The organism is Marinospirillum sp. (assembly GCF_044810985.1).
GTDB lineage: Bacteria > Pseudomonadota > Gammaproteobacteria > Pseudomonadales > Halomonadaceae > Marinospirillum.
Genome location: NZ_CP085242.1, coordinates 1,516,566 through 1,539,780 on the forward strand (window position 1 = coordinate 1,516,566; position 23,215 = coordinate 1,539,780).

Here is a 23,215-nt window from a genome sequence, read left to right on the forward strand (position 1 = left end):
GGATTGATTTATGAAAACTGGTACTGAGCAGGCTGCTGCAGCCACCCCCCTGATTAGCGAACAGCAGCTAAAAGAAGAGTTCCCCCTTTCCGGGCCGCTTGTCCGTCAAATCGACAACCAGCGTCATGCCCTGCGCCAACTGCTTGCAGGCGACGACTCGCGTTTGCTGGTCATCGTTGGTCCCTGTTCGGTGCATGACCAGGAAGCCACCCTGGATTATGCGCGTAGACTGAAGGAGCTGCAGAGCCAGGTTGAAGATGAACTGCTGCTGGTGATGCGGGTTTACATTGAAAAGCCCCGTACCTGCCTGGGCTGGAAAGGTATGGTCAATGATCCCCAACGCAATGGGCAAACAGACATCAATACCGGTTTGCAAGCCAGCCGCCGGTTGATGCTGGATGTCGCCGAACTGGGGCTGCCCATCGCCACGGAAGCTCTTAATCCACAGCTGGCTGGCTACTTTGATGATCTGGTTAGCTGGTATGCTCTGGGAGCAAGAACCACAGAATCCCAGACTCACCGGGAGATGGCCAGCCGGTTGCCTGGAGTGCTGGGCTTTAAAAATGCCACGGATGGTGGCGTGGAAGTGGCCATCAATGCCATTAAAGCAGCGGCTCAGCCACAAAGTATTACCGCCATCAATGCCCAGGGCCGCCTGGTTCAGGAGCAGAGCCCCGGCAATTCACAGGGTCACCTGGTGATGCGTGGGGGTAAAACCGGCCCCAACTATGATCGTGCCTCACTTGTGCAAGCCAGCCAGCAGCTGGCGCAGGCGGGTCTGAATCCTCGGGTTCTGGTGGATGCCAGCCACGCCAATTGTGGCAAAGTGGCCGAACGCCAGGTTGAGGTTTTGCAGGATCTGGGACGGCAGCTACACCAAGGCAGTCCGCTGTTGGGGGTGATGCTGGAAAGCTTTATTGCAGCCGGTAATCAACCCCTGCAACCGCAAGAGGGTTGTTATGGCCAATCCATGACGGATCCCTGTCTGGATTGGACAACAAGCTGTCAGGCGCTGCTGAGTCTGGCCAAAGAGGTTAAACTGGCAACTGCCATCACTGAATCAGCCTGAGGATAAAGCATGAGCCAGTTTCAACTGGAAGAAATCAATCCAGCCGAGTATCGCCGCAAAACCCGCAAAAGCAGTTTCATCATCATCCTGATTTTTGCAGTTCTGGGCATGGGCTGTTCAAGCCTTTTGGTTGCCTGGCTGGGGACACCGGGTGGCAACAATTTTTACTGGAATCTTCTTGGCGTATTGCTGGCTGTGTTTTTGACTTATCTATGGGTCAAATACTCTTTGCGTCACCAGCCTTTTATGCGTGAAGCCGTCTATGGTTGGCATTTGAAGCGGAACCTGATGCGGATTACCAATATCATGCACCGCCTGAGGCCCCTGGCTGAAAATAGCGATCCATGTGCCTTGCAGGTGCTGCGTTTTTATCACCTGGCTGTCGAACAGATGCACTGGCTGGATGGCAATGAAGCCAACCCGCTGGAAATCAAGGCCGAAAAGAAAGCAACCGAAGAAAGAATGCAGGCCATGAACCTGGACCTCAATCAGAAGTTTTTTGATACGCAATGGCTGAAAGAGCTGAGTGACAAGAAAATCCCAGAATAATGTCGCCTGATGGGTACAGGTTGTATTGAGTTTTTCTTTGCTAGAATAAAGGCTATATTGGTGGGTGTGACTTTAGACCGCAACTCTTGATGGACATTCCTGCCACAGGCCGGGAACATCTGAGGGATAATGGCAGTCACACAGCCTTTAACTTGATTCAGGTTAATGCTTCGCCAGTCGCTTTGCGGTGCAATCAACTGGCATACTAAAACTAAAGATGATGAGGATGTAAATATGTCACAAAACAGCCGTCGTACGTTTCTGAAAAAGGGCCTTTTCGGTTTGGCTGCTCTGCCTTTCGGCATGGGTGCTCTGACTTCACAGGCTTTTGCCTCCAGCCTGCCTCCTCTGGAGGAAGATGCACCCCAGGCAAAAGCTTTGAACTACGTGAAGAATGCTGCTGATGCCTCTGACCATGCCAAGTACCAGGAAGGTCAGCAATGTGATAACTGCATGTTCTGGAAGCCAGACAACAATGGTTGCTCCCTGTTCCCACAGAACTCAGTTGAGCCAGAAGGCTGGTGCCAGTCTTACGTTAAAAAAGGCTAGGCGCTCAGAAGTAAAAAAACCCCGACAGGCTCGGGGTTTTTTTGTGCCTGAAACTGGTTTAATGTTATGACAACGACATAACTGGAGAATCTTGATGATGGACTTTTTGCTGCAGGAACCCAATGCTCTGACGGAACGGCTCTGGGGTCTTTTTGATAACCTCTGGCCTGCATTACTCATGTTGGTTTTTGGTTGGTGGCTGGTTAAATACATCAAAAACCTGGTGGTGAAAAGCCTGGGCAAAAGGATGGATGAGTCTGCAGCTCTGTTTCTGGGACAGATCATTCATGCCTTGCTGCTGGCCATGCTTTTCATTGCGGTGTTGAGCCAGCTCGGGGTTAATACCACTTCACTGCTGGCTGCTCTGGGTGCCATGGGTCTGGCCGTGGCTCTGGCATTGAAAGATTCCCTGCAGAACCTGGCTTCAGGTTTTCTGTTGGTGGCTTTGCGTCCTTTCAAAAAAGGTGACTATGTTGAAGGAGCAGGCACCGGAGGCACAGTCGATAAACTGACGATGCTGCATACCTACCTGATCACCCCGGACAACCGCCGGATTATGATTCCCAACAGCTCTCTGACGGACAGCAACCTGGTGAATTATTCATCAGAACCCCACCGTCGTATGGATATCAAGGTCGGAGTGAGTTATGACGATGATATCCGCAAGGTCAAAGAGATTTTGCTGGGACTGGCCGATAACGATGAGCGTTCACTGAAAGATCCGGCCCCAAGAGTCATTATCACCGACTTCGGGGATAACTCGGTTAATTTTTCATTGCGTGTCTGGGCGACTATTGATGACTTCTGGTATTTGCAGTGGGATTTGATGGAGGGAGTCAAGCTGGCCTTTGATGAGCAGGGCATCACCATTCCCTTCCCACAGCGGGATGTGCATCACTACCAACACTGATTTGTTCTTCTTTGCCCTCAAGGGTGCTTACGCAAATCTTTTTGCAAAAAGCACCCTTTTTTGCTTGTTTTTGACTTTTTTTGTCGATTTTCTTGCAAAAATTTGCGTCCTTCTGTAAAAGTTCTCCTCAATATTTAAGATCAAAACTGCATTTTCAGCTTGCCGCCAGAGGAGACGGACTATGAACCAGCGTGTAACGCTTGACACACCGGCCATAGAGGCCCGCCCCTTCAAGGTTTATACCCAGCGTCAGCTCGACAAGATCGAAGCCCTGGAAAACCTTCCTGAAGACCTGCGTTTTGACATGCGTGTAGTCAGCCAGGTGCTGCCCTTTCGCGTCAATAGCTATGTGATTGATGAGCTGATTGACTGGGATAATGTGCCTGAAGACCCGGTTTTTCAGCTGACCTTTCCACAACGTGGCATGCTGAAGCCTGAGCATTTTGAAGAAATTGCTGGCCTCATGGCGGCTGAAACCCCTGCAGCAGAAATGAAAGAAGCTGTAGAGCGGGTGCGTTCAGAGCTTAACCCTCACCCTGCCGGGCAAATGGATCTCAACCTGCCGTTGCTGGATGGTCAGCCCTTGCAGGGGATGCAGCATAAATACCAGGAAACCGTGCTTTTCTTCCCCAGTCAGGGCCAGGTCTGCCATAGCTACTGCACTTTCTGCTTTCGCTGGGCCCAGTTTGTGGGTGACAAGGATCTGAAGTTTTCCTCCAATGAAGCCGAATCCCTGCATGCCTATCTGGCTGAGCACAAGGAAGTCACGGATCTTCTGCTGACCGGCGGCGATCCTATGGTCATGAAAGCCAAGCATCTGCGCATGTACCTGGAAGGCCTGATGAAGCCGGAACTGGATCATATCCAGAATATCCGCATCGGTTCCAAGAGCCTGACCTTCTGGCCCTACCGTTTTGTCACGGATGATGATGCCCATGAAATCCTGCAACTTTTCCGTGAATTGACGGCAGCAGGCAAGCACATTGCCTTCATGGCGCATTTCAATCACTGGCAGGAAATGGACACTCCGGTTTGCCGTGAAGCAGTACGCCGCATTCGTGCGACTGGTGCCGAAATTCGTACCCAGGCACCCTTGCTGGCGCATATCAATGATGATGCTGACCAGTGGGCAAAAATGTGGAAAATGCAGGTGCAGCAGGGCATGATTCCCTACTACATGTTTGCCGAAAGGGATACCGGTGCGCGTCACTACTTTGAAGTGCCTTTGGTGAAAACCTGGGAAATCTACCGTGAAGCCATGAAGCAGGTGCCCGGACTCTGCCGTACTGCCCGTGGCCCTTCCATGTCGGCTGATCCCGGCAAGGTGGAAATTCAGGGGGTGACGGAAATTCAGGGTGAGAAGGTTTTCGTATTACGTTTTATCCAGGGCCGTAGTTCAGATTGGGTTCAGCGTCCTTTCTTTGCCCAATATGATGAAGAAGCCACCTGGTTGAATCATCTGAAACCGGCTTTTGGGGAAGAAAAGTTCTTCTATGAGGATGAATTTGCGCAAATGAAATCCGACAAACAGGCGCTGATTCTCAAAGCCTGATTCGACCCTGGCTGATTTAATCCTGAACCCTGGCTGGTCGCCGGGGTTTTTTGGGTTCAGACTACTGGTATGATAAGCACTAACTCTTAAGGGTGGAGATCAAACCGATGTTGCTGAATGCGACCCAGGCCAGTTTCAACGGGCTTCTGGAATTACTTGATGAAAGCCTGGATCTTTACCAGGACATGCGGGATCGCCTGCCGGAAACCAGTCGCAGGGCTCAGTTAGACAAGATGCTGGAGCAGCGCCAATTACTGCAAGATAAGTTGCGCAGGGCGGCGGTGGAAGAACTGGGTATCAGACCCCGCACGGCCGATCAGGACATAGAGGGCCTGACGCATCTGCTGGAACAGTTTCGAAGCCTCTGGCAAGAACCCGAAACCGTGGCGCTGGATCTTCTGCAGGATCACGAACAGGAGTTGCAGAGGGCTTATCAGGAGTTGATTGCCGAGGCTCACGACGAGTTTTCGCTCAAGCTTCAGGCTTTGCTGCAGGAACTGAAAGAACACCTGGAAGCCACCGAGGTGTGGTTGCAGCATTAATCCTGCAGAGGTTTGGGGTCATCAAGAAAACGCGGTTCACGCTTCCAGATATAGAGATCGCCCAGGGTGCGCAGGCGTGCCGCCACCTCGCGGGTCAGAATGCTTTTCATGGCCGTCCATTTGGGGCCCTTGGCAATACAGCCCTGGACTTCCATGCCTAGGGATTCAGCAATGAACATGGCTCTGGGCAGGTGGTAGTCCTGAGTGATCAGGATCGCCTGATCAATATCATAGACTTCCTTGGCCCTTTTCAAGGTATCAAAGGTGCTGAAACCGGCATGATCGAGGGTCATGGCTGTTTTGGGAATGCCACGATCCAGCAGATCCTGTTGCATGCGACCGGGTTCATTGTAATAGCGGGTGCGGTTGTCGCCTGAAACCAGCAGATGAGCGGCCTGGTTTTCCTGATACAAGCGTGCAGCCAGGTTGATGCGGCCATAATAGTGAGGGTTGGGGTGGCCTGAGCGCAGGTATTGGCTGGTGCCGAACAGGATGGCAACTGGCATGGTGGTGCAGCCTTCTTCAGGCAACTGGATGCGATCCGCCGTTTTACCAATAAACCAGGCATTCAGCCCCAGGGCCAGAGTGACACTGAAAGCTCCCAGTGCCAGTAAGCGCCACCACCAATGTAGGATTCTACGTAAAATCTTGCGCATAGCCAGCTATTAACCGCCATTGAATAGAGTCTATTTTAGCTGAAACCGTCTTTTTCGCCTAAGTCTTGATGTGTTGCTTGGGTTTTTAGACTGGTTGTTCTAAAATTATACGATTATTTTACATGAAAGGATCATAAAATGCGCATCACATCTCCAAGGAAGTTGTTCCCGCTTTTTTTCTTCATGCTGATGGTTTTGTTTCTCACTCCTGTGACAGCGAAAGCCAACTGGAGTGCCGGTGTGGGCGCAGCTCAAGGACAAAGTCCTTACCGGGGGGTCAGCAGCAACCCCAACAGCATTCCCGGTTTTGTCAGTTACCGGGGTCGCTTTGCCTATATCCGCGGGCTGGAAGCCGGCATCAATGCCTGGGGCACAGGCGGTTCCTGGGGCGGTATTCAAGCCAGTGTGTTGGTCAAGGGGCGTCTGGCGGGCTATTCCAGCAGTGATTCCAGTTACCTGAATGGTATGGAAAGCCGTGACTGGTCCCTGGATGGCGGCCTGGGTTTTTCAGGTCGGGTGAAGGGCCACCAGTTTGCAATCAAAGGGGTTCATGACCTGCTCAACAAGCATCAGGGTTATGAATTCAGCAGCAGCTACAGTTACGGTTTCAAGGTGACTGAAAAACTGCGCTTAAGTCCGGGTGTGGCCTTAAGTTGGCAGAGCTCGGAGTTGCTGGATTACTATTTTGGCGTAACAGAAAGTGAAGCCAGAAGTGACCGGCCTGCCTATCAGGTGGACTCTGGCTGGGAACCCAGCATCACCCTGAATACCCTGTATTCCTTTAGTCAAAAAACTTCGGTGATGATTGCTGCCAAAACCAGCAGACTGCCCGATTCAGTGATCGACAGCCCGCTGGTGAATCGCGAATGGGTTACCGGAGTCTTTGCAGCCCTCATGTATCGTTTTTGATCCATTATCCAGCAAGTTCTGCCAGGGCCTCACCCAAACGTACCTGGGTGCCGTTTTGCAGGTCTTCGCGCCATTGCACGGCATCCGGGCCAAAGACCAGAATTACCGTGGAACCCAGTTTGAAGCGTCCCATTTCCTGACCCTTGTCGAGAACAATCGGCTCAGGGTCAGTGAAGTCTTTCAGCTTCACTTCCCGAACCGGCGGAGTCACCTGGCCGTCCCAGACGGTTTCAATGCCCGCCACAATCATCGCACCCACCAGAATCATGGCCATGGGGCCTGCCGGAGTCTCAAAAAAGCAGACCAGACGCTCATTACGGGCAAAAAGGCCGGGGACGTTATCGGCCGTGGCCTGGTTGACGGAAAAAATACGTCCGGGCACGTAAAGCGTTTCCTGCAGGGTGGCATCCACTGGCATATGCACCCGATGGTAGTCTTTGGGAGACAGGTAGATGGTGGCAAAAGAACCGCCCATAAAGGGTTGGGCTTTTTCACTGTTGCCACCCAGCAGGCGGGTCAGGCTGTAGTGCATGCCCTTGGCCTGCAGAACCCGACCATGCTCCAGACTGCCCAGCTCACTGATGCTGCCGTCAGCGGGGCTGGCCAGCTTTTGGGGGTCAGCAGTGATTTCGCGAGCGCCTTCTTTGAGGGGGCGGGTAAAGAATTCATTAAAATTGGCATAGGCGGTGGGGTCCGGTTGCTGTGCTTCGCTCATATCCACCTTGAAGTGTTTGATGAAGCGTGTGATCAGCAGATTTTTCAGCCAAACCAGACGGCATTCAGCCAGGCGTCCTGTGATGCGCGATAAAAGATGGTGGGGCAGTGGATACTGGCTGAGGGCAAAGAGCTTGGCTTTATTCACGAAACTTTTCCTGTAGAGTTGTGAAGATGGCGCTATTGTAGCGGATAAGCAGCCTGGCTAAAACGCCGCAAGGATTTACCCTGGCCGTTGGCAACGGGTAAACTAACCTCCATTTTGCTTTTTCCTGCCACCAAGGATATTTGCTCACGATCATGGCCTTTTTCGATATGTTCTCCCCGCTGACACTGTTTTTTATGGGTTTGATCGCCTTGATGACGATTTATTTTCATGGGCCGGTTTACTCTCTGCGCACTGTCAATGCCGCACCTTCCATTCTGACCAGTGTGGGTATTTTTGGCACCTTTCTGGGTATTGCTCTGGGGTTGATGGAGTTTGATGCTGGCGATGTTGAGGCCAGTGTTCCCCAATTGATTGAAGGTTTGAAAACAGCTTTCTGGTCTTCCATTGCCGGGTTGTTCGGGGCGATGACCATCAAGTTGCGTCACGTTCTGAATCACGTACGGGGTATGGATGGCAGCACCCAGGTCACCGGGGCGACCATGGATGATCTGGCCACCCTGCTGGGGGATATTCGTCTGCTGCTGAAAAACTCCGGCCTGACCCGAATTGATGAGTACATGAAGAACAATGACCAGCGCCTTCAGGCCAGCCTGAAAAAGCTGGGTGAAGGGATCGGTGATTACCAGCAACAGATGGCTGATGCCAACTCCAAGGCCCTGGTTGCAGCTCTGGAAACCCTGCTGAAGGATTTCAATCAGCAGATCGGTGCCCAGTATGGGGAAAACTTCCAGCAGTTGAATGCAGCCGTGGGCCAGATGCTGCAGTGGCAGGAAAACTATAAAGAAGAACTGGAAGCCCTGCTCAATGAACAGCGGGCCAATGGCCAGGTACTGGACAAGGCCACCGAAGCCTACAAGACCATGGTCGAGCACACCCAGTCCTTCAATGTTGTTGCCGATACCCTGGGTGAAGTCATGTCTGGCTTGCAACAGCAGTCCGAGTCGCTGGGCAGTTATCTGGATTCGCTCGCCAACCTGGTCAACAAGGCCGGTGGTGGATTGCCCAAACTGGAAGAGCGGATTCATACCCTGACCGATGGTCTGGCCGGGCAACTGGATCGTCAGCATCAGCAAATGCAGAAGCTGATGGACAACTCGGCCAAGCGGGTGGCCTCCAGTGTCGAGCAGATGAATGACTTGCTGGGCCCACGCCTGGATGATCAACTGGGACGTCAGCAAAAACTCATGGAACGCAGCCTGGATCGCACCGAACAGCAGCTGGTGCGCATGGATGCCGCCCTGGAGCATGAATTGACTCACTCCCTGCAGACCTTTGGCAGTCAGCTTGCGGCCTTGTCGGAAAAATTCGTCAGCGACTACACACCTCTGACCGACAAGTTGCGGGAACTGGTGCAGCTCTCTGAAAAAATTCAGAAAACCGCTGAGCGTAAAGCAGGTGATGCATGAGCAGCCTGGACCAGAACCAGGAAGAAGAAACCCTTGCCGGAGAAGAGGGGGCTCACTGGATTTCTGTCAGTGACCTCATGGCCGGCCTGATGATGGTGTTTCTGCTGGTGGCCGTGGTGTTTATGGTGATTGTGCAGAAAGAAAGTGAGCGCATGCGGGAAGTGGCGGAAATCTACCAGGATCTTCGGGAAGCCTTGTATGAAGATCTGCTGGAAGAGTTTGAAGAGGATCTACCAGGCTGGGGTGCCGAGCTGAGTCCCGATCTGGTGATCACCTTTCAGGACAGCGGTGCTCTTTATGAAATCGGTTCGGCCAATCTGCGCCCGCGTTTTGCGGAAATCCTGGAAGAATTTTTTCCTCGCTACGTGGGGGTCATTACCTCCGAGGAATACCGGGAAGATATTGAGGAGGTCAGGATCGAAGGTCATACTTCCAGTGAGTGGACCAATGCAGTCAGCGAAAATGATGCCTACATCAATAACATGCGCCTCTCCCAGGCACGCACCCGTTCCAGCCTGGAGTATGTGATCAACCTCCCTGAGGTCAACGCTGAAGAAGACTGGCTGAAACGCAACCTCACTGCCAATGGACTGTCTTCATCCCAGCCGATTCTGAACCCTGACGGCAGCGAAAATGAAGAGTTATCCCGCCGGGTGGAATTTCGCGTACGGACTGATGCTGATTCACGTATTCGTGCCATTCTGGAAGAGCAACGCCGTCCCCTGCAGGAAGCTGAAGAGCCATGAAGCTGCCGGATTTCACTGAGTTCGAGCCTTTCAAACAACTGCGCCTGAGTATGAAAGCGCGCAAGGCCGGGCACTTTGAACTCTTTAATCCGGAAAAGCACCTGACGGGTCGGGAACGTTCCGAGCTGGATCAGCAGGGGCGCTTGGTATCCCTGCATCGCCTGAGGCGTTTTGCCGATGATACCTGGGGCCTGAAAAATTCCCGCCTGGTGATTTATCGGGCCGAGGATCATGACTATCACCTGGCCCAGTGTGAAGTAACGCAAGGCTGGGAACCCGGCCAGCAGGTTTGGGTGACCTCACGGCGTACGGGCAGTTTGCCCCTGGGGCCGCAGGGTGAGACAAACCGCCAGGTCTGTGCTCATTGCCTGCAGCTTCTGGGCTACAAGGGTTTTGATCTTAATCGCAACCGCAAGATTGCCTACAGCAAAAACCTGCTGAAAGTCTTTTCCCGGGATGAGTTTTTTCAGGTCTACACGCTTTACCCTGTGCAGGGCGTTGGGGAACGCTGATGCTGTCCCTTCTTGCACTTGTTGCCGCTTTTGCGGATCTTTTGATCTGGCGATTCCTACCCTCAGGCTGGCAGGACTGGCTGTTTTTTCCCTTACTGTTTTTTATCACCTGGGTGATTTTCAATCTGCGTCTGGATCTGGCCCGACAAAAACGCCAGGTCTGGCTGGCTCAGTACCTGAATGCTGAAAGTTCTCTGGTTCGGCGCCTGCAAGTGGGTTGGCTGGGTGTGATCAGTCAACTGTTGGCCAGCCTGCTGCTGGCACTGTTGCTGTTATTGCAGGTGCTGCTGATTTCTCCCTGGTTGCTTCTAGTACTGGCCAGCAGTTTGCTGGTGTTACCAACCCTGGAGAAAATTCTCAGCGAACGCCTGGGTGCTGCGATTCAACCGGCTTACCGTAAACTGCTCTTCTGTCGTTGGTTGGTGAGCGCTAACACTCTGGTTTTGACTTTGTTATTGATGCTGGCTTTTATCTACCAGCCCCAGCCCTGGCTGGTGGGGAAGAGTTGGAGTCAGGCCATGGCAGAGCACCTGGATGTGAGTCGCACGGCTGAATTGCTGGGCTTTCTGGAACGCAGTGTGCAATTGCTGGATCTGACTCAGAAATGGGCATTGCAGAATTTTGTTGGTAATCTGGAACAGGCAGGCTGGTTGGGCTTGCTGACCTGGTTGCTCCTGGCAGGGGTCATGGCTAGTCTGGCTCTGGCCACCAGTTATTGGCTGGTGGCCGCTGACTATTTGATTCGAGGTCTGGATGACAAACAATCCACAGACACAGAGCACTCATAGCGCCACAGCTCCCGGCAGGGGCAAGCGTGGCCTGCTCATCAGTTTGGCTATTCTGCTGCTGATTCTGGCAACTCTCAGCTACAGTCAGCGTCATTTGCTGCAAAGTCATTTTTTTGCCAGCGATGACCAGCCACTGGTGCGCAGTCTTTTGCGGGGAGAAACCCTGACGCTCACTCAGGAAGACTATCAGGATTTCACCAGCCAGTTGGTCGCCATAAATGCCACCCAGGATGCCCGACTGCAGGAATCACTGAATGACTGGCTGGCGCAGGAGGCCCTGGAAGTGCGCCAGGCGGCAGAGGCCGGGGTCAACAACTACCTGGATTGGTATTATTCACTGACCGGCTCCTACTTGCGTTTGTTTGTGGCCGTGACCGGTGATCTCGATGAATTGCTGATTGATAAGATGCAACAGCATCTGCTGGATGACAGTCAGTTGCATACAGCCTGGCGCGAGCACCTCAGCGCCATCAACCCACAAGTTGTTGCCACCTGGCAAACGCTGGGGGACGGTTATGTTTCCTCCCGGCTGGATGACTTGCAGGAAGAATTTCGCCAACGGGAAAAACCACAGCACGCTAAGCTTGCAGATGATGATCCGCGTATTGAGAAAATGGCCTTGCAGCAGGATCTGCAAAATTGGGTCAGACCCAGTGAAACGGATCTGCGTCGCTGGCAAATCAGTGCAGGTAGTGGTGCTCTGGTCGGGGCTGCCATTGCTTTGCCGACGGGGCGTCTGATGGCCGCCCGCCTGGCCAGTGCTCCGGCAGCCCAGGCAGCCAGCCGGATTATTCGTCGTTACCTGGCCCGTTTGCCCGCGCGACTGGCTATACAATCGGCGACCAGCGGTGCGGCAGCTGCAGCAACTGCGCCCAGTGGGCCGGGAGCCTTGCTGACCGGTATCGGTGTTTTTACTGCCATGACCGCAGCAGATTGGGCTCTGTTGAAAGTGGAAGAAATCAAATACCGGGATGAACTCCAGTCGGCTTTGCTCGAGGAAATTGAAACCAGCTTTATTCAAAACGGGCAACAACGCATCAAGAACCAGTTTAACCGCTACCAGCAGGGCCGTGAACAGCAAGGCTTTTATCTGCTGAATAACTAGAGTATCCATCTAAAAACAGGAGAAGGCATGGAATATCGCAAGTTGGGTCAAACTTCGTTGAAGGTTTCCAAAATCTGCCTGGGCACCATGACCTGGGGTGAGCAAAACTCTGAAGCCGAAGCTCATGAACAACTGGATGCTGCCATTGCAGCCGGAGTTAATTTTATTGATACCGCTGAAATGTATCCGGTGCCGCCCAAAGCGGACACCCAGGGCCTGACCGAGCAGTATCTGGGCAGCTGGCTGAAAAAACAGCAGCAAAGAGACAAGCTGGTCATTGCCAGCAAGGTCGTGGGGCGCTCGGAAAACATGACCTACCTGCGTGACGGCCCGAGACTCAATGCCCGACAGATCAAACAGGCCTGTGAAGCCAGCCTGAAACGCTTGCAGACGGACTACCTGGATCTTTACCAGATTCACTGGCCCGAACGAAAAGCCAATTTTTTCGGGCAACTGGGTTATCAACACCAGGAGGATGAACAGGCCATCAGCATTGAAGAAACCCTGAAAGCCTGTGAAGACTTGGTCAAGGAAGGCAAGGTGCGTTATCTGGGGATTTCCAATGAAACCTCCTGGGGCCTGCACGAATACCTGCGCCTGAGTAACGAACAACAACTGCCGCGCATTCAGTCGATCCAGAACCCCTATAACCTGTTGAATCGCACCTTTGAAGTGGGGCTGGCAGAAATGGCCATTCGCGAAGAGGTCGGATTGCTGGCCTATTCGCCCCTGGGCTTTGGCGTTTTGAGCGGCAAGTACCTCAACCAGGCGAAACCGGCCGGTGCCCGCCTGACACTCTATGAACGTTTTCAGCGTTACACCTCCCCCCTGGCTGAAAAAACAACGGCCCGGTATGTTCAGCTGGCGCAGGATTCTGGTCTGGACCCGGCCCAGATGGCTCTGGCTTTTGTCACTCAGCGCCCCTTTGTGACCAGTAACATCATTGGAGCCACCACCCTGGAACAACTGCAAAATAACCTGGAGTCAGCTAACCTAACTCTGACTGATGAACAACTGGACGCGATTGAGCAGATCCACTTGGAACAGCCAAACCCCTGCCCCTGAGGCCATTCAGAAATTCTTTGCAAAAGTGTTGATCTATGCCTTTACCCAGCGTCACCTTCGACAAGGTTTTTAAAGGATTTTCCACTCAGCGCCTTTTTGAAGGTGTCAGCCTGGAGTTGCCCCGCCGTCAGGTGACCGCTCTGGTGGGTGCCAGTGGTTGCGGGAAATCCACCCTGCTGCAACTGATCAACGGCTTGTTGCGACCCGATGCCGGTGAAGTGCGAATTTTCGGGGAGCCGATTGATTATGGAAAGTTGCCACAGCTACGCCGCAAAATGGGCTATGCCGTGCAGCAGATCGGTTTGTTCCCGCATCTGACGGTGAAAGGCAATATTACCCTGATGGCTGGACTGGAAGGCTGGAGCAAAGAACAGATCACGGCCAGGGTTCATAAGCTGTTTCAATTCATGTATCTGGATCTGGCTCTGCTGGAACGCTATCCGCATGAGATTTCCGGGGGGCAGGCGCAAAGGGTGGGCCTGTGCCGGGCCATGATGCTGGACCCGGACCTGCTTTTGCTGGATGAGGCCTTTTCCGCAGTCGACCCCATTACCCGCGTGGATGTTCATTCCCGCTTTCAGGAGCTTCAGGCAGCAGAAGCGCGCAGCGTGATCCTGGTCACCCACGACATTCAGGAAGCCATCAAGCTGGCTGATTTCATGGTGGTTCTGGATCCCGGCATTGTGCTCCAGGCCGATCACCCTCAGGCCATTGTTGATAACCCAGCCAATACCCAGGTGGCTCGCCTGCTGGAGGCACGCTGATGTTGAGGTTACTGTTACTGCTGGGCTGTCTGCTGCTGGCCGGTTTCACTTCTGCCCAGACCCTGACCGTGGGATCAAAAATGGACAGCGAAGGGCGTTTGCTGGGGGAGATCTTTGCCCAGAAACTGGAAGCCGATGGTTTTCAGGTTCAGCGCCAACTGGGGCTGGGAAGCACCTCCGTAACCTGGCAGGCACTGCAGGGTGGGGATATTGATATCTACCCTGAATACACCGGCACCCTGGCGCTGAGCCTGCTGGGACTGGAAACCACGCCCGAGCTTTCCAGGCTCAATGAGAAGCTGGAAAACTTCAGGCTCAAGGCCTTGCCTTCGCTGGGTTTTAACAATACCTATGCTTTGACGATGCAGGCTGCAATGGCTGAAGAAAAAGACATCCAGCGCATCAGTGATCTGCCTGCACATGAAGAGCTGCGTCTGGGTTTTTCGCATGAATTCATTCAACGCAATGATGGCTGGCCGGGCTTGAAAGAGACTTATGAACTGCCGTTCACTCCGCTTGGGGTGGAACATGGTCTGGCTTATGAAGCCATCCAGGCGGGGCGAATTGATATCACTGATGCCTACTCAACGGATGGTGACCTGGAGCGCTTCAATCTGATTCTGCTGGAAGATGATCGTGATTATTTTCCGCAGTACCTTGCCTTGCCACTGGTGAGAGCCGACCTGCCTCTGGCCGTCCACGCCAGCCTGGAAGAGCTGGCGGGTCTCCTGAATGAAACCCGGATGCAGGCACTGAATGCGCAGATTTCTTCACAGGAAGCGGGTTTCACTGAAGTGGCCCATGATTTTCTGCTTGAGGAAGGCCTGATTGTCGATGAGCAACGCAAGTTCAGTGGTCTAAAATGGGATAAACTGGATGTTAATCTGCTGGAGCATCTGCAACTGACCCTGCTGGCTTTATTCCTCGCCTGCCTGGTTGGCCTGCCTCTGGCCATTCTTGTTTATCGCAGCCCACGCATTTCTCAGGCGGTGCTTTATGTGGCCGGTTTACTGCAGACCATCCCTTCCATCGCCCTGCTGGCCTTGATGATCCCGCTCTTTGGCATCGGTTTTCTGCCCGCGATCATCGCGTTGTTTCTTTATTCCCTGCTGCCGATTCTGCGTGCTGCGGTCACCTCCCTGTTGACGGTGAACCCGCTTCTGGTCAAGGTCAGTCTGGGTATGGGGATGACCCGCAAGGAGCAGCTCAAGTACATCCTCTTGCCGCTGGCAGCTCCCAATCTATTGGTGGGGATCAAAACAGCCGCCATCATCAATATCGGCACTGCCACCCTGGCTGCATTCATCGGAGCCGGGGGGCTGGGTGAGCCCATCGTCACCGGTCTGGCGCTGAATGATCACACTCTGGTGCTCTATGGTGCCATCCCCGCCGCTCTCATGGCGATAGTGACGGAGTTGCTTTTTAATCTTGCAGAACGTCGCTGGATACCGGCCCACCTGAGAGGAATCCAGAGTCAGTAGGCAGAAACTACAAGGGGTTGCGGAAGCTTTATAATGCAGTTGTATAGCGGTTTTTATTGGTGCCCCGATCAGGAGGCAGGGACTAACGGTATCGTTTGTATCTTGTTGAATTTTAAGAGTATATGAGTGGCGTTCGTTCGTCAATAGGTGCTGAGTGATACCCTGTGTGATACCGCTGCCTTCATAAATTGACCAAAAATCTGTCAGCCTATTTAGATGTTCTGCACTTCCAGCTTTCCCCCTATACCCCGTTCTTGAAGCCCAGGCTCAACACCTTTTAGCCAAGGGGGAGCGGGGTGGAGGTGGTGTCCAACAAAGTAAGCATACTTGACACGCTTTAGCCCATAGCTCAAGCCCGCGTGTTGTCGTGTCCAAGTGAGTTGAATAATTATTTATTGACACAACGTAAAGATAACCCTAGAGTTACCTGGACACTAACACTTAGGGGGAATCATCATGTCAGGCCAGCACCTTGCTTATATTCGCGTATCCTCAGTAGACCAGAACACAGACCGACAGTTAGACGGGATGGAGTTTGATGAACGCTTCACAGACAAGGTAAGCGGTAAGGATACGAACAGACCCGCGCTAACTGAGTGCCTACGCCATGCCCGCAAAGGGGACACGCTGCATGTTCACAGTATCGACCGCCTAGCCCGCAATATGTCCGACCTAATGCAGTTGGTCAGTGACCTAACGGGACGCGGGGTAACTGTTCAGTTTCACAAGGAGAACCTGGCCTTCACTGGTGAGGCAAATCCATTCCAGACCCTACAGCTTCAAATGATGGGAGCCTTTGCAGAGTTTGAGCGATCAATGATTAGGGAGCGACAAAAGGAAGGCATAGCCATAGCCAAGAGGAAAGGGAAGCAGATAGGAGCTAAAAGGAAGCTGACCCCTGAACAGGTGGCTGAGATACGTTGTAAGCTGGCCTCAGGTGGCACAAAGAAGGATGTAGCCCAGGAGTACGGGGTAAGTAGACAGACCCTTTACACGGCCCTAGAGACGGTCTGAGGGCTTATAGCCCACACCTTAGGAGTAATGGGTTTCTTATAGCTTTTGGCTATATGCGTGCCTGTTCTCCTGTTGTTTTCGCTGTGTCTGACTTGAAGGCTGTGTCTTGTTGCAAAACGAAACAAGCGCGAAATGCAGCAGAGCAAAAAGACTCCAGGAGCCAAATTGCTCAAGACTCCAACCTAGCGTCTCCCTTCGCAGACTGTATGGAGCTGGTAAAAAACGAAACAAGCGCGAAATTTACCAAGACGCCAACGCCACGTCCCCCTTCGCAGACGAAACGTCCCCAGAAGGAGTTTGGGGAAAAACGAAACAAGCGCGAAATTCCTCAAGGTGATAAAAAACGGGACTGTCCCGAAATTTATCAAGACGCTACCCTAACCCAGCGTCTGACAACTGGTTAAATAATGACCTACCAGGGCTGGTTATTTGATAACCCACACCTTAGCAAGAAAGTGCTCTGGGAAATACATAGGATATACACTAGGTCTACTCTTAGTCCTACTTAGTGTCTGACTAAGAGTATCTATAGGCTTTACTATTATAGTTATCTATTAACAGTAAGGTAGAGGATACCTAGAGTCAGACACAGCCTTTCAGTGGTCAATCTTCACGCCTAACCAAGTCTGGTCACCCCACTTAGCGACTGGCCCATTCCCGCCCTGGCCTTCCGTCACCAGCAGCCAGCGATAGTTAAGCGCGTCGTCATCCCGCTCTATGCCCTGTAACTCCAAGTCACTCCTAAGGCTCAAGACATCATGTACTAGCTGCGTTTGGTCGATCATCCTGCATACTCCTTGGTTAATGGTCGAGCGAATATAGCAGGAAAAAAATTCAATGGGAACAATAAGTTAAGTCTCATTGGTGGGCTTATTCTCAGGTGTGAGACTGACCTAGTTTAGTCAAAACGAAACAAGCGCGAAATGACTCAAGACGCTGGAGGTGCTTGTACAAAAACGGAACAGTGCCGAAATGGTACAAGCTGCAAAAGACTCCAGGAGCCAAATGCAGCAGCTGCGTCAAAACGAAACAAGCGCGAAATGACGCACGGCGCAAACGCCACGTCCCCCTTCGCAGACGAAACCCCTTGAGGCTTGTCAATGGCCATTTATTTTGACCCACCTTTGGCCAATAAAATTGACCCACCTGGTGCGTTAGTTGGTTAACTTTTCTTTCAGTCGATAGCTTTCTCCTCCCAGCATGAAGATGTGTGAGTGATGGATAATCCGGTCTACGATGGGTATGGCCACATTGTCGTTATGGAAGAACTCTCCCCAGTCGGTGAAGTCCTTGTTGGTGGTCAGGATGATGGAGCGGTACTCATACAGGCTGTTGACCAGTTGGAAGAGGTTATAGCGGGACTGGCGGCTCATGGGCAGGTATCCCAGCTCATCAATGATCAGCAGGTCGTTTTTGGCCAGCAGGCTGATCCGCTTTTTCAGTTCACCGCGTTTTTCAGCCAGTTCCAGCTCTTCCACCAGGGTCATGGCCGTTTTGAACAGCACCTTGTAACCGGCTTCGATGGCTTTGTAGCCCAGGCCAATGGCCAGGTGGGTTTTGCCCACTCCCGGTGGCCCGATGAACACCAGGTTCTGGCGCTGATCCAGGAAGTTGAAGTCCAGCAGCGCACTGATCTGGCGTTTATTGATGGTGGTCTGGTGACGATAGTCGAAGTCATCCAGGCGCTTTTCCATCGGGAAGTGAGCTTGTTTGAAGTGACGCTGGATGCGTTTTTGATCGCGTTCTTTCAGCTCATAGCCCATCAGGTGGTCGATACACTGTAGATAAGACCAGTCATTACTTTCAGCTTCACCGAGCAGCTGAGGGAGCTGTTGAGCCATCCAGGTCAGCCTCAGGCTTTTGCAGCGGGCGCGGGTTTGTTCAAGCTGCCCCATGGGTCACCTCCTGGCCACTGGACTGGCCAAGTCGCTGGTAAGCCGAGAGGTCTACATGGTTGGCCGAAGTAGCCTCTGGCAGACCGTGATCTGGATAACGCCCTTTGCTCCGCGCCTGACGTTCCGCCTCCAGGTAGCGTTTGATCTTGCCAGCGGTAATGCCGGGCCGCTCGGCCAGCTGCACAAGCAGCTTTCGATCTTCCGGCTCCAGGTGAGCCAGGATGGATTTCAGGGCAACCAGCTGATCCTTGACGACTCTAGGCTCTGAGCGCCTGATCTGCTGGCAGAGTGTCTGACCCAGAGCCTTTCCCAGCATTTGACTGATTTCGGTCTCCAGCTGCGCCACCCGAGCTTCCCTGTCCCGGTAGTGGTTGTTGTTCTTGATGATGCGCCCCTTTTCCAGGCACAGGGTATGTTCGGCCAGGGTCTCACCAGTGTTTAGGTCGGTAATGACCAGACGGCCTTCCTGCTGCATTACACCGACCTGAGATTGCTGCCAGGCCAGAGGCACGGAGTATTTATTGGCTTGGTAGCTGATCAGACCGGTTTTATCCGCACGACGAGTTTCAATCGCCGAAGGCTGACGAAGACTGCTGGGGGCCAGGTAAGGCTTCAGCTGAGTTCGTTCTTCGGCCATAAAAACGGTGTGGGGGATCTGGCCGGTGGTGCCATGCTCACGACGGTTGGCCACTTCATCCAGCCAGTTTTGCAGATGGTCTCTCACGGCTTGTTGACAGGTGAAGTGTTCGCCATAAAAGCAGTCCTGCTTGACGTATTTGACCCCAGCTTCCACCTTGCCCTTGCTCTGGGGGTCATAGCCTTCACAGGCATGGATTCTAAAGCCTGCGGTGGTGGCATACTGGTAAAAGCGCTGGTTGGCCTCGATTTCCCGGTATTGCTCCTTGATCACCACCAGCTTGGTCTGGTCATAAACACACTCTTCGGTGATGCCGCCAAAATACCGGAAGGCTTCATCATGCAGTTGAATAAAGGCCTGGGTATCAAGGGGCTGGAAGCTCAGGCCCACATACATCAGACGCGAGAAAGAGAGCACGAAGACAACAAAGTGAAGGGTGACCTCCTGATCACCGACCCGAACGCCTCGCAGCTCGCCGGGATCAACCTGACATTGAACACCGGCCACATCATCAATAATGGGTTCAAAGTAGCGAACCTGAGCTACAGCCACTTCCTGGCGCAGCTGTTGAATATAACGGCGCAAACTTCGATCAGATGCAGGGATGGAGCCATATTTAGTACGCAGCTTACGAGCAACCTTCACCGCACTCAGCTTGGGGAACTCACCCAGTAGGTACACCAGATAACTGCGGTAATCATCCAGCTTTTTGCTGCGACTGGGGTCTGATTGCTGACCTTGAATGGCTTCTTCCGATAGACGCAGATACTTGCGAACGGTATTGCGAGAGATGGACAACTGCTTACTGATGGCTCGGACGGAAAGACCCTGGCCGTTGTCGTGTAGTGCTTTGATTTTATGAATCACAACCCACTCCTTCAAAACCCTTCCCCTTAATCATCATCGTTGAGGGAAGGTACTGGTTTTGGTGGCCAAAGCCACCTTGGGGGTGGGTCAAAATTAATGGCCAGAAGCGGGTCAGTTTAGTTGGCCATTAACACCCCGCACCCGCGGGGCTAAACCGGCAGCACAGCTACCCTGAACTGCCCTATTGGTCTGTTCCCCGCACCCGCGGGGCTAAACCGCCCCCTCCCTCCACCAAGAATTCAGCAATCAACTGTTCCCCGCACCCGCGGGGCTAAACCGGCACTTTGCTCTCTGCAGAAGAGTGGCTGGAACTGTTCCCCGCACCCGCGGGGCTAAACCGTTCCTTATGGTTACTGTTTAATAAACGTACAACTGTTCCCCGCACCCGCGGGGCTAAACCGTTTCCGATAAGAATTACGAGGTTTTTTCCGCGCTGTTCCCCGCACCCGCGGGGCTAAACCGCCCGTATTAAAGATTGTGTTCAATGATGGGTCCTGTTCCCCGCACCCGCGGGGCTAAACCGCGATCAATGCAGGCGGGAACCTGGGCCTGCTCCTGTTCCCCGCACCCGCGGGGCTAAACCGCATCCGACACACTGCGGGTGATAGCGCCCTGGCTGTTCCCCGCACCCGCGGGGCTAAACCGTATGCTGGTGAATCTAAATGGACAGAAATTCCCTGTTCCCCGCACCCGCGGGGCTAAACCGGGCTGCTCATTCAGGGTCTCTCCCAGCTAAATCTGTTCCCCGCACCCGCGGGGCTAAACCGAAATTGTTCTTGAGTGTTGAGGCTGTTTGACACTGTTCCCCGCACCCGCGGGGCTAAACCGCCAGATCGACTACATCAACTCAGTGCCCGGTGCTGTTCCCCGCACCTGCGAGGCTAAACCGGCTCATGGTGTTATCCGCTTAAGTGGATCAGGCTGTTCCCCGCACCTGCGGGGCTAAACCGTTGATCGAAAAAAAGGCCATCAAATACGGGGCCTGTTCCCCGCACCCGCGGGGCTAAACCTGGAAGTGGTGGAAGAGGAAGACGCGGCATCGCCTGTTCCCCGCACCCGCGGGGGTAAACCAATCGGTTGTTTTTCAGGTTAGCCAGAGCACTTGAAAGTGACTTTTATTAGGAGTTAATCTTTCTATCAGAGATAGTTTCTGCTATTTTGTTTCTCATGGATACCAAATCTCTTTTCAAGCAGCTGATTACTGACTTTCATGATAGTCCGATCCGCCCTTTAATCAGGCGCGACCTTGACCTTCCGCTGGATATTGAAAAAATCGTCGTGGTTACAGGGATGCGTCGGGCCGGCAAAACTTCCCTGCTGCTGGATGCCATTCAGACTCTTCGCCAGTCCATTGATGCAAAACGCATTCTTTACCTGAACTTTGAGGATGAGCGTCTGAGGCTTCGGACTGAAGACCTGGATCTGATTTTGCAAGCTTACCGCGAACTTTATCCCGACCAGGACTTGAGCCAGTGCTATTTCTTTTTTGATGAAATTCAGGAGGTCGAGGGCTGGGAGAAGTTTATCCGACGCCTTGATGACAGTGTCAGCCGTCATATTTACTTGACCGGCTCCAACTCCCGGTTACTCAGTTCTGAAATTGCCACTTCGCTGCGCGGGCGCTGCCTGAGTTATGAGGTGTTTCCGCTCAGCTTCATGGAGTTCTTACGCTTTCAGAAGATTGAGCCTGATTCAGTCAGCTCAAGAGGGCGGGCCTTGATGGCGGCACAATTTGAACGCTATCTGGTGCAAGGGGGCTTTCCGGAGCTGGTTCACATTGAATCGGCCGATATCCGCCGGAAAATCCTGCAGGATTATTTCGATGTCATGATGTTTCGGGACCTGATTGAGCGCTACCAGGAAAGCAATATACCGGCCCTCAAGTATTTCCTTAAACGCTTGCTTGAGAGCGTGACCAGCCCCTTATCGATTGCTAAAATTCATAATGAAATGAAGTCTGCGGGTTTCAAGGTGGGGAAAAACTCCCTGCATGATTACTTGGCCATGAGTGAAGCCGTGTATTTTTCGGTGATCGCCAGCAGATACGATCCTTCCATAGTGCGCCAGACGATGGCCGAGAAAAAAGCCTACGTAATTGATAATGGCTTTTTGACCCAGCTGAGCTTTCGCTACCAGCAGGATCATGGCAAATTGCTGGAAAACCTGATCGCGATCAGTCTGCGACGACAGCAGCCGCAGTTGCAATTTATCAAGGGCGTGCAGGAGTGTGATTTTTTGCTTTCATCGCCAGGCGTGCAAATTCCCATCCAGGTTGCTTATGACATCAGCCATCCCGATACCCGCGAAAGGGAGTTTAAAGGGCTGATTAAAGCCGCGCATTTTCTGAAAGCAGACTCGGGTATTCTCGTTACACTCAATGAAGAGCAGATCATTGAACAGCAAGGTGTTCGCATTCATATTCAGCCCGCTTGGCAGTTTGTGATGAGCCTCCCCGATCCGCTTTTACAAAGCTCTTCGTAAACCGTTGCCCAATCGGAGAGGGATACAAGCAGGAGCCGCGCGGCGGTTCGAGCTGGGTGTTACTTGGCAGAAAAGCTGTAAACCACTCTCCCCAGGTATTCATGCAATGCCTGACTGCTTTTATTCAGGTGGTAGGCGCGGGGTATCCAGCCGATCAGTCCTGAGGTGGGAGGGGTGGAAAACTGCAGGGGTGCAGGCAGAATTTCCAGTCCCTGGCGTTCAAAAGCAGGAACGGCTCTGGCCAGGTGCCAGGCGTGGCTGACCAGAATCACCTGGTCCAGGTCCTGTTCTTGCAGAAGTTCGGCACTGAAAAGGGCGTTTTCATGGGTGTTATGGCTTTGTTCTTCCAGCCATTGGGCTTTTATGCCATAGCTTTCTTCCAGCAGTTGCTGCATCAGTTGGGCTTCACTGAGTTCTTCGCCATGTTTGCTTCCACCGGTCAACAGCAACGGCAATCCAGTTTTGCGATGCAGCCAGGCGGCATAGGTCAGGCGGGTGATACTGGCTTCGCTGGGTGCATCCGGCCAGCCGTATTCCTTGCCGGAATAAGCACGCCCACCACCCAGCAGAATAATGGCTTGCTGCTGATCCACAGTTTCCAGACTCAGGGGTGGGTACTTTTCCAGAGGCTGGGTTAACCAGTGGCTGACCACAGGCATGGCAAGCAGTATCAGGCTGAAAAGGGCTGCCAGAACCAGGGTTATACCTGTTTTGGTCCATTTTCTGAGAATCAGTAAAAGCCCCAGCAGCGCCAGCAAAGCGTTACCTGTTGGTGGTAAAACCAGGTATTTCAGCAGATTAATCATGGAAGAAAACTCACCTCATGGGTTTCGAT

At 52.9% G+C, this 23,215-nt stretch carries 22 protein-coding genes and 1 CRISPR repeat array; of the genes, 17 read left to right on the forward strand and 5 right to left on the reverse strand.

Annotation, left to right across the window (positions count from 1 at the left end; all coding sequences use genetic code 11):
- Positions 1-10 precede the first annotated feature (10 nt).
- The 6 genes from LG323_RS07290 (at position 11) to LG323_RS07315 (ending at position 5,171) form a co-directional block, all read left to right on the forward strand.
- The gene (locus LG323_RS07290) at positions 11-1,069 is read left to right on the forward strand and encodes a 3-deoxy-7-phosphoheptulonate synthase (RefSeq protein ID WP_404420041.1); all 1,059 of its coding nucleotides are present in this window, start codon (positions 11-13) and stop codon (positions 1,067-1,069) included.
- Positions 1,070-1,078: 9 nt separating this feature from the next.
- Entirely contained in the window at positions 1,079-1,618 is a 540-nt protein-coding gene (locus tag LG323_RS07295; protein ID WP_404420042.1) for a DUF3087 family protein, read from the forward strand.
- Between the two features lie 234 nt (positions 1,619-1,852).
- The gene (locus LG323_RS07300; RefSeq protein WP_404420043.1) at positions 1,853-2,167 is read left to right on the forward strand and encodes a high-potential iron-sulfur protein; all 315 of its coding nucleotides are present in this window, start codon (positions 1,853-1,855) and stop codon (positions 2,165-2,167) included.
- Between the two features lie 94 nt (positions 2,168-2,261).
- On the forward strand, positions 2,262-3,077 hold the full coding sequence (locus tag LG323_RS07305; protein WP_404420044.1) for a mechanosensitive ion channel family protein: 816 nt from the start codon (positions 2,262-2,264) through the stop codon (positions 3,075-3,077).
- Positions 3,078-3,258: 181 nt separating this feature from the next.
- Positions 3,259-4,629 (forward strand): KamA family radical SAM protein, encoded by a 1,371-nt coding sequence (locus LG323_RS07310; RefSeq protein WP_404420045.1) that lies wholly within the window; start codon positions 3,259-3,261, stop codon positions 4,627-4,629.
- 107 nt (positions 4,630-4,736) lie between these two features.
- A complete protein-coding gene (locus tag LG323_RS07315; protein ID WP_404420046.1) occupies positions 4,737-5,171 on the forward strand; it encodes a hypothetical protein in 435 nt (144 codons plus the stop codon).
- On the opposite strand, the gene LG323_RS07320 is transcribed toward LG323_RS07315, so the two are convergent.
- Positions 5,168-5,827: a vancomycin high temperature exclusion protein gene (locus LG323_RS07320; RefSeq protein WP_404420047.1), complete on the reverse strand. Its 660-nt coding sequence runs from the start codon at positions 5,825-5,827 to the stop codon at positions 5,168-5,170. The genes LG323_RS07315 and LG323_RS07320 overlap by 4 nt on opposite strands.
- 138 nt (positions 5,828-5,965) lie before the next feature.
- On the opposite strand from LG323_RS07320, the gene LG323_RS07325 reads away from it, so the two are divergent.
- Positions 5,966-6,736 (forward strand): MipA/OmpV family protein, encoded by a 771-nt coding sequence (locus LG323_RS07325; protein ID WP_404420048.1) that lies wholly within the window; start codon positions 5,966-5,968, stop codon positions 6,734-6,736.
- A gap of 4 nt (positions 6,737-6,740) precedes the next feature.
- On the opposite strand, the gene asd is transcribed toward LG323_RS07325, so the two are convergent.
- Positions 6,741-7,598 carry an archaetidylserine decarboxylase gene (gene asd / locus LG323_RS07330; protein WP_404420049.1) on the reverse strand — a complete coding sequence of 286 codons (858 nt, stop codon included), beginning with the start codon at positions 7,596-7,598 and terminating at the stop codon, positions 6,741-6,743.
- Positions 7,599-7,750: 152 nt separating this feature from the next.
- Here asd and LG323_RS07335 point away from each other — a divergent pair, with 152 nt between their 5' ends.
- The 9 genes from LG323_RS07335 (at position 7,751) to LG323_RS07375 (ending at position 16,500) form a co-directional block, all read left to right on the forward strand.
- Positions 7,751-9,025 carry a hypothetical protein gene (locus LG323_RS07335; protein WP_404420050.1) on the forward strand — a complete coding sequence of 425 codons (1,275 nt, stop codon included), beginning with the start codon at positions 7,751-7,753 and terminating at the stop codon, positions 9,023-9,025.
- Entirely contained in the window at positions 9,022-9,771 is a 750-nt protein-coding gene (locus LG323_RS07340; protein ID WP_404420051.1) for a flagellar motor protein MotB, read from the forward strand. The genes LG323_RS07335 and LG323_RS07340 overlap by 4 nt, the downstream gene beginning before the upstream one ends.
- Positions 9,768-10,283 (forward strand): hypothetical protein, encoded by a 516-nt coding sequence (locus LG323_RS07345; RefSeq protein ID WP_404420052.1) that lies wholly within the window; start codon positions 9,768-9,770, stop codon positions 10,281-10,283. The genes LG323_RS07340 and LG323_RS07345 overlap by 4 nt, the downstream gene beginning before the upstream one ends.
- Positions 10,283-11,071, forward strand: a complete 789-nt coding sequence (locus LG323_RS07350; RefSeq protein ID WP_404420053.1) for a hypothetical protein — start codon at positions 10,283-10,285, stop codon at positions 11,069-11,071. Before LG323_RS07345 ends, LG323_RS07350 begins: the two co-directional genes overlap by 1 nt.
- Complete coding sequence (locus LG323_RS07355) at positions 11,037-12,176, forward strand: hypothetical protein (protein WP_404420054.1); 1,140 nt, start codon at positions 11,037-11,039, stop codon at positions 12,174-12,176. The genes LG323_RS07350 and LG323_RS07355 overlap by 35 nt, the downstream gene beginning before the upstream one ends.
- 27 nt (positions 12,177-12,203) lie before the next feature.
- Positions 12,204-13,241, forward strand: a complete 1,038-nt coding sequence (locus tag LG323_RS07360) for an NADP(H)-dependent aldo-keto reductase (protein ID WP_404420055.1) — start codon at positions 12,204-12,206, stop codon at positions 13,239-13,241.
- Positions 13,242-13,276: 35 nt separating this feature from the next.
- Complete coding sequence (locus LG323_RS07365; RefSeq protein ID WP_404420056.1) at positions 13,277-14,005, forward strand: ATP-binding cassette domain-containing protein; 729 nt, start codon at positions 13,277-13,279, stop codon at positions 14,003-14,005.
- Positions 14,005-15,486 (forward strand): glycine betaine ABC transporter substrate-binding protein, encoded by a 1,482-nt coding sequence (locus tag LG323_RS07370; protein ID WP_404420057.1) that lies wholly within the window; start codon positions 14,005-14,007, stop codon positions 15,484-15,486. Before LG323_RS07365 ends, LG323_RS07370 begins: the two co-directional genes overlap by 1 nt.
- A 456-nt stretch (positions 15,487-15,942) precedes the next feature.
- Complete coding sequence (locus LG323_RS07375) at positions 15,943-16,500, forward strand: recombinase family protein (RefSeq protein WP_404420058.1); 558 nt, start codon at positions 15,943-15,945, stop codon at positions 16,498-16,500.
- 1,154 nt (positions 16,501-17,654) lie between these two features.
- Here the strand turns inward: LG323_RS07375 and istB are convergent.
- On the reverse strand, positions 17,655-18,395 hold the full coding sequence (gene istB / locus LG323_RS07380; protein WP_114418945.1) for an IS21-like element helper ATPase IstB: 741 nt from the start codon (positions 18,393-18,395) through the stop codon (positions 17,655-17,657).
- Positions 18,382-19,899, reverse strand: coding sequence for an IS21 family transposase (istA, locus tag LG323_RS07385; protein ID WP_404416226.1), 1,518 nt, complete (start codon positions 19,897-19,899; stop codon positions 18,382-18,384). Before istA ends, istB begins: the two co-directional genes overlap by 14 nt.
- A 128-nt stretch (positions 19,900-20,027) precedes the next feature.
- A CRISPR array of direct repeats spans positions 20,028-20,971; the repeat unit is 28 nt; unit sequence CTGTTCCCCGCACCCGCGGGGCTAAACC.
- Between the two features lie 95 nt (positions 20,972-21,066).
- On the opposite strand from istA, the gene LG323_RS07390 reads away from it, so the two are divergent.
- Positions 21,067-22,380: an ATP-binding protein gene (locus LG323_RS07390; protein WP_404420059.1), complete on the forward strand. Its 1,314-nt coding sequence runs from the start codon at positions 21,067-21,069 to the stop codon at positions 22,378-22,380.
- A 59-nt stretch (positions 22,381-22,439) separates the two neighbouring features.
- On the opposite strand, the gene LG323_RS07395 is transcribed toward LG323_RS07390, so the two are convergent.
- Positions 22,440-23,186 (reverse strand): YdcF family protein, encoded by a 747-nt coding sequence (locus tag LG323_RS07395; RefSeq protein WP_404420060.1) that lies wholly within the window; start codon positions 23,184-23,186, stop codon positions 22,440-22,442.
- Positions 23,187-23,215: the final 29 nt, after the last annotated feature.